Source organism: Secundilactobacillus paracollinoides DSM 15502 = JCM 11969 (assembly GCF_001311135.1).
Taxonomy (GTDB): domain Bacteria; phylum Bacillota; class Bacilli; order Lactobacillales; family Lactobacillaceae; genus Secundilactobacillus; species Secundilactobacillus paracollinoides.
In genome coordinates this window covers 81,264-87,263 of record NZ_BBAG01000007.1, presented here as the reverse complement: position 1 = coordinate 87,263, position 6,000 = coordinate 81,264, and the positions used below count along the sequence as shown (strand labels likewise).

The 6,000-nt window shown below is 48.9% G+C and carries 7 protein-coding genes, 1 pseudogene and 1 riboswitch; of the genes and pseudogenes, 4 read left to right on the top strand and 4 right to left on the bottom strand.

Annotated elements, in window-relative coordinates; translation table 11 throughout:
- Window positions 1-49: 49 nt before the first annotated feature.
- Together JCM11969_RS04640 and JCM11969_RS04630 are read right to left on the bottom strand one after the other, a co-directional pair.
- Window positions 50-1,522 (bottom strand): amino acid permease, encoded by a 1,473-nt coding sequence (locus JCM11969_RS04640; protein WP_054708809.1) that lies wholly within the window; start codon window positions 1,520-1,522, stop codon window positions 50-52.
- A gap of 129 nt (window positions 1,523-1,651) precedes the next feature.
- Window positions 1,652-1,823: riboswitch (Lysine riboswitch) on the bottom strand.
- 72 nt (window positions 1,824-1,895) lie between these two features.
- Window positions 1,896-2,426 carry a GNAT family N-acetyltransferase gene (locus JCM11969_RS04630; RefSeq protein ID WP_054708796.1) on the bottom strand — a complete coding sequence of 177 codons (531 nt, stop codon included), beginning with the start codon at window positions 2,424-2,426 and terminating at the stop codon, window positions 1,896-1,898.
- A 126-nt stretch (window positions 2,427-2,552) separates the two neighbouring features.
- On the opposite strand from JCM11969_RS04630, the gene JCM11969_RS18740 reads away from it, so the two are divergent.
- Both JCM11969_RS18740 and JCM11969_RS18735 read left to right on the top strand, forming a co-directional pair.
- The gene (locus JCM11969_RS18740; protein ID WP_369523196.1) at window positions 2,553-2,945 is read left to right on the top strand and encodes an alpha/beta hydrolase; all 393 of its coding nucleotides are present in this window, start codon (window positions 2,553-2,555) and stop codon (window positions 2,943-2,945) included.
- Between the two features lie 8 nt (window positions 2,946-2,953).
- The gene (locus JCM11969_RS18735) at window positions 2,954-3,307 is read left to right on the top strand and encodes an alpha/beta hydrolase (protein WP_225353139.1); all 354 of its coding nucleotides are present in this window, start codon (window positions 2,954-2,956) and stop codon (window positions 3,305-3,307) included.
- Window positions 3,308-3,311: 4 nt separating this feature from the next.
- On the opposite strand, the gene JCM11969_RS04620 is transcribed toward JCM11969_RS18735, so the two are convergent.
- Together JCM11969_RS04620 and JCM11969_RS20315 are read right to left on the bottom strand one after the other, a co-directional pair.
- Window positions 3,312-3,497: a PspC domain-containing protein gene (locus tag JCM11969_RS04620; protein ID WP_054708792.1), complete on the bottom strand. Its 186-nt coding sequence runs from the start codon at window positions 3,495-3,497 to the stop codon at window positions 3,312-3,314.
- 164 nt (window positions 3,498-3,661) lie between these two features.
- Window positions 3,662-3,805, bottom strand: coding sequence for a hypothetical protein (locus JCM11969_RS20315; protein WP_369523194.1), 144 nt, complete (start codon window positions 3,803-3,805; stop codon window positions 3,662-3,664).
- Between the two features lie 718 nt (window positions 3,806-4,523).
- Here JCM11969_RS20315 and JCM11969_RS04610 point away from each other — a divergent pair.
- Window positions 4,524-5,363, top strand: coding sequence for a sulfite exporter TauE/SafE family protein (locus JCM11969_RS04610; protein WP_054708782.1), 840 nt, complete (start codon window positions 4,524-4,526; stop codon window positions 5,361-5,363).
- 2 nt (window positions 5,364-5,365) lie between these two features.
- Window positions 5,366-5,665: pseudogene (locus JCM11969_RS04605) on the top strand (DUF1634 domain-containing protein); the annotation flags it as partial.
- Between the last annotated feature and the right edge of the window lie 335 nt (window positions 5,666-6,000).

The window sequence follows — 6,000 nt, the reverse complement described above, 5'->3', positions numbered from 1 at the left end:
AAAAAGCCGGCAACCTTCTGGTCTACCGACTTTTAAGAATCACATTCAATTAAGCTTCTTCATCATCCGTTGTTTCATCCCGTTTGTGAGGCTCAACATCGACCTCATCAAGCGGAATCATCTTTGTGTGGTGCCGGATCTTGTAGTAGAAGAACAGCACGATAAACAGTGGCACACTCAGGTAAGTGACCAGAATCTTCTCCCAGTCAAAGTGGACAAATGAACCAGGATCTTGACCCACGATCACCACGATACAGAGGATCAGTGCCAGAATTGGTCCCAGTGGGAACCACTTGGCATGGTATTTCAGCTCAGATTCCTTGTGGCCCTGCTTAACAAAAGCACGCCGGAAGCGGAAATGAGAAATCGCGATGCCGACCCAGGCGATGAATCCAGTCAGACCGGACGCCGCCACGAGCCATACGTACACTTGCGGTCCCGCAATACTTGCGATGAAGGTCAGCGCACCAACAACCGTGGTGGCCACCTGTGCACGCAATGGCACCCCATGCTTCGTCGTGTGTTCAAAGTACTTTGGTGCGTACCCGTCAAGTGACAGGGAGTAAAGCATCCGTGAAGAAGCATACATCCCAGAGTTCGCAGCTGAGATCACTGACGTTAAAATAACGGCGTTCATGACACTGGCAGCCGCAGCGAGACCAGCCCGCTTAAAGACAAGCGTGAATGGACTGATGGCAATATCTGAAGCAGACGAGCCCAACAGATCAGGACTCGTGTATGGAATAATACATGCAATGACAAAAATAGCAAAAATGTAGAAGAGCAAAATCCGCCAAAAGACCTGATTGATGGCCTTTGGGATACTCTTTTCGGGCGTTTTGGATTCGCCGGCAGTAATTCCGACTAATTCAGTCCCTTGGAAGGAGAACCCAGCAACCACGAACACACTCAGCGTTGCGGGCAGCCCACCAACAAATGGGGCCTTCTTATACGTGAAGTTTTCAAGTCCAGTGGCGTGGCCGCCCATGACCCCAATAATCGTTAACACGCCGACGATCAGGAAAATGATGACGGTAATGACTTTGATCATCGCCATCCAGTATTCCGTTTCACCAAACGCTTTAACCGTGAGTGCATTGATCAAAAAGATGAGGACCAGGACCGCGACACTCCAGATCCAACTGGGAATGTTCGGCAGCCAATACTTCATGACCAGCGCTGCAGTACTGATATCGACCGCCAGCGTGATGGCCCAGTTAAACCAATAATTCCAGCCCATCGCAAATCCTAAGGCTGGGTCAACATACTTGGTTGAATACGTGGCAAACGAGCCGGAAACGGGCATATTCGTGGCCATTTCACCCAAACTCGTCATCAGGAAGTACACCATGGCACCCATGGCAACATAAGCGACTAAGGCACCTCCTGGACCGGCAGTGGAAATCGCAGAACCGCTCGCAACGAACAGCCCCGTCCCAATACTACCGCCAAGCGCGATCATCGATAGATGGCGTGTTTTCAGTTCACGCTTCACCTGATGATCGTTATCATTATCTGCCATGCTAAATTCCTCTCACTTTCCTAACAGCTAACCCTCATTTGAATTAACCGGAATTTCATTTTGCAAATAGAAAAACGGCCTGCCCGCAGTTCACCCGCGAGAAGACCGATCAATAGGTTCATCGTCATCATCGTAGGAAGCTCTCCGCGGTTCGCGACAGTGCCAGCCCTATTAAGACTGACCCCAGCATGGTGACGGATCAGGGTCACCACACTTCGGCAAAACTTCCTTTAACTGCGGCTTAACGGCACTGATCTGCCTCACCGCAGCGACTCATAAGTCCTGCGCCTCTTCTATTCGATAGGTACATATTATACCGATTGGGTGACGTTTGCAATCAGTATTCGGTTCTATGGTGAATCCTCATCAAACCTTAACTAAGTTCGCGTTGATAGATCAGCTCGAGTTTTCCCGGCTGATACAACGCGTGATCCGAATGTTGATACCGGTCAACTAATTCAAATCTCAATTTCACTAAAACACGCTGTGAGCGTTCATTCTCATCGAGGGAACTCGCCCAGAGACGCTGAAACAGCCGTTCTTTTGAGACGTAATCGATCAGCGCCTGGCCAGCTTCAGGCATGTACCCGCGCCCCCAAAACGCCTGGTTCAGCACGTAGCCCAATTCACTTTCATCATAAATCGGACTGCCATCACTGCCCATTTTTTCATACAAACCAATACTGCCGATTACTTTTTCCGTGCGCCGTTCAACCAGCGCGTAGACCATCCCAGTCGTCATCGCGCGCTGCAGCATAAACTGAGCATCTTCCATCGTCCGTGCCGTTTGGAAACCGGCCGCAATAGCGCTATTAGGATTTCCCACGATTTCAAAATAATCCGCGAGGTCCGATTCTAAAAATGGCCGCAGCATCATGCGGTCTGTTTGCAATTGCAACGTCATTATCCTTCGTCCTTTGCCTAAAGTGCGTTAAACTTAATCGTAAACTCAATCCATTATAGGTGATGATACGATGAAAATCATTAAAGAGACCCTGGCAGAAGATGCCACGGCCTATCTAAGAGGTACATCAAGGACGCTGATGATACCAGTACTCACGAGAATTATCCGGCAGTAATCGTTGTCCCTGGCGGCTCCTACACGCACATTCCAGAAGCTCAGGCAGAGACCTTAGCGCTGGCATTTTCCAATTTAGGCTACCAGTGTTTTTACCTGCGTTACCATTTTGCCGGTGAAAAGAAACCGCTGCTGCCTGCGCCCGTTATCGATTTAGCCCAAGCGGTGGCACTGGTTCGCCGGCATGCCGACGAGTGGCACGTCGATGCAAACACCATTGTGATTGCCGGCTTTTCCGTTGGCGGTCACATTGTGAGTCTTTACAGCGACTACTGGCACACTGACTGGCTCAAAACGCAATCAGGCAGCGCTCGATCAGTCTTAAACCACAAGCAGTTATCTTAGGCTACCCCGTGATCAATCCCGCGCTTGGGTTCCCGACCGACGCTGAAACATTAGCCGCTTGGACCTCGACGCCAGACAAATTTGCCGCAGACCAGCACGTTTCTGCGGCTAATCCGCCCACCTTTATTTGGGTCACAGGTGATGATCCGCTGGTGCCGGCCAAAAATAGTCTGGCGTACGCCAAAGCTCTTGCGGAAAACAACATTCCCTACGAACTGCACGTTTTCCACCATGGTCCGCATGGTATCGCACTCGCGAACCATCTCACGGCTTGGAAACGAGATGCTGACCAACCTCACGTGGCCCACTGGCTTAAACTGGCAGAGGAGTGGCTAAACGAGACGTTAACGCAAACGGAATGACCGGTTATTTTTCAGGGATAACGACAGCGGCACCAATGTATACCAACAGGCCGCCCAAACCACCAGTTGCAACACTTAGGACGACGTAGCCCAAACGCACCCAAGCCGGATCCCAATCAAAATATTCCGCGATGCCGCCTAAAACGCCTGAGAAAATCCGTTGATCTGAACGTGTTAATCGTTTATTCATGATAATCATCCCTTCTTTTTGCAAATCGTCAGAAATGCTTCAAATGAACCATTCTTCTCCCTCTTAATGTACTAAATGGCACTGGCAACGTCCATTGTATTGCTCATTTAGTCCTAAAAAAGCTGAGGTCTAATCCAGACCTCAGCTTTTTATACGGCAACTCGCTACAACACAGACCGTTGTGTCAGGTGCCAATTTTTTAATTTTGGAGCCAACCACAGATACAACCACTCAGCAATCTGCAACCAGGCGTAACCCAGTAACATCGCACCGATGGTATCGGTTGGGTAATGCGCACCAAGGTACACACGTGAAAAGCAACGAGCGCCAACCAGATGACCATTAACGTTCTAATGAGCACCCGGTGCCACATGGTCGACAATAGCGGTACCGCAATGATCCAGAGAATGGCGACAAGTAAGAAGGTGCCAAAAACGTGACCACTTGGAAAACTATAGCCGCTATCCGACGCCAAATGACCAATTGGTCGTTGACGCGCAACGATGTGTTTGACGATAAACGCAACCACGTCACCGCCAATGAGCGTCCCTAGCGCCCATAACGCAGGAATTTTATACTTAAATCCCCACAAGAGAAAACCGATCACGAGCACCCATATGATATCCATTGTTGGACTCGCTAAGGTCGTGATCAACTTAAATAATACGTCCTTTGTCCCCGTGGTATGCTTTTGAACTGCTGAGACCAGGATGTCATCCATGAACTGGAGCGGGCCGGAATGGTCCATGACAACCTTCATCAAAAACACTAGAAAAGCCCCACTGATCAGCAAACGAAAAGGCCGATCCCGTTCTGATTCGATGATCATAATGATGATTCCTCCACTGATTATTCACCACAGTTAAACACTGCAAAATCGAGTATAGCATAAAATAAGCACCTATCTTGACCTATTTTAGAAAAGAAACATTTGCTTAACAATTCGATTATGCTATGTTTAGTGCAGTGTCGTTTTTACAAAACGGCCAATTCATACATATTTTTAATTCAAATTGAGGTGAGTTTATGGGCTTTAGTATCCTTTTAATGATGGGTGTCGGCCTGGCCACCGGCATTGTCGGGGCGATTCTTGGTCTTGGCGGTGGCATCGTCGTCACCCCCGTATTAACACTATCCATGGGTCTCGATATTAAATACGCCATTGGTGCAAGCATTATCGCGGTCATTGCAACGAGTTCCGGCTCAACCATCGCCTATCTGCATGATGATGTGTTGAACTTGCGGGTTGCCATGTTCTTGGAGATCGCCACGACCATCGGCGCAATCATGGGTGCGCTGCTGACAGGCGTTCTCAATCCTAAGTACCTGTACTTTTTGTTTGGTGCCCTGCTCCTGTTCTCCGGCTGGAATATGTATCGTAAATTACGCCGCAGTGCCGAATCAGAGCGAACCGTTCAGGATGATGCGATTGCAACGAAGCTCAAGTTAAACGGCACCTACTTTGACAAAGCGTCATTTAAACAGGTCGACTATCAAGTCACCAATGTCCCCCAGGGGTTTGTTGTGATGCTGGGTGCCGGGTTAGCCAGTGGACTGCTTGGGATTGGCTCAGGTGCCTTCAAAGTAACCGCCATGGATACCTTCATGAAGATGCCGCTCAAACCATCATCTGCCACAAGTAACCTGATGATGGGCGTAACCGCAGCAGCCAGCGCCACCGTGTACTTTTTTAATGGTGCAATTCTGCCAAACATCGCGGTGCCGTTAGCACTAGGCATTCTGGTGGGTGCCGTGCTGGGTACGCGCATCATGCAAGTCCTACCATCACGAGTCATTCGCATGATTTTTATTCCGGTGATCTTATTGATCGGCTTACAAATGATTTTTAAAGGATTTGGAGGCTAGTAATGGATAAACAACAAAACACGTCGCCAACTACGACGGCCGAAATGAATCATATCGAAGCCATTATAGGCCGAATCCTGCAGATTGGTGTCAGCATCGCTGCCATCGTCATGTTACTCGGCTTGATTCTGCTTATCGCCAACGGTGGTAAAACCGGGTATCCGACAAATGTCCATCCAACAACGATACATGCCATTATGACGGGCGTCACCCAGCTGAAACCCTATGCTGTGATGATGCTGGGTCTGTTCTGCCTGATACTGACACCAATTTTAAGAGTGGTCGTATCGATCTTTGCTTTTTGAAAAGAACGTGACCGAATGTATGTGGTGATTACGACGGTTGTGTTGGTGATTTTGGGGGTTAGTTTTGTGATCTAGAGTGTGGAGGAAGGCGGTTAAGGGGCGTTGTGTAAGTGACTCTGACCGAAAAGTCCGGGTCTGACTTTTTGGTCAGAGTCACTTACACGTTAGCCCCTTGCCTTCCGGAACACGTTTCGACGCCAAGAAACCAAAGCACCAAAGCAGCCAGGGTCTTTAGCAAACAATCGCAAAAAGCAACAAAAACCACTGTTACAATACCAGTTCATGATAAAACAACAAACCGATGCCCAGCTCAAACTTCACAGTTGAAGCGT

What these genes read in the sequence shown, in the direction of transcription:
- JCM11969_RS04640 (WP_054708809.1), bottom strand. Translation starts at nt 1,522, where the DNA reads ATGGCAGATAATGATAACGATCATCAGGTGAAGCGTGAACTGAAAACA.
- JCM11969_RS04630 (WP_054708796.1), bottom strand. Translation starts at nt 2,426, where the DNA reads ATGACGTTGCAATTGCAAACAGACCGCATGATGCTGCGGCCATTTTTA.
- JCM11969_RS04620 (WP_054708792.1), bottom strand. Translation starts at nt 3,497, where the DNA reads ATGAATAAACGATTAACACGTTCAGATCAACGGATTTTCTCAGGCGTT.
- JCM11969_RS04610 (WP_054708782.1), top strand. Translation starts at nt 4,524, where the DNA reads ATGGGCTTTAGTATCCTTTTAATGATGGGTGTCGGCCTGGCCACCGGC.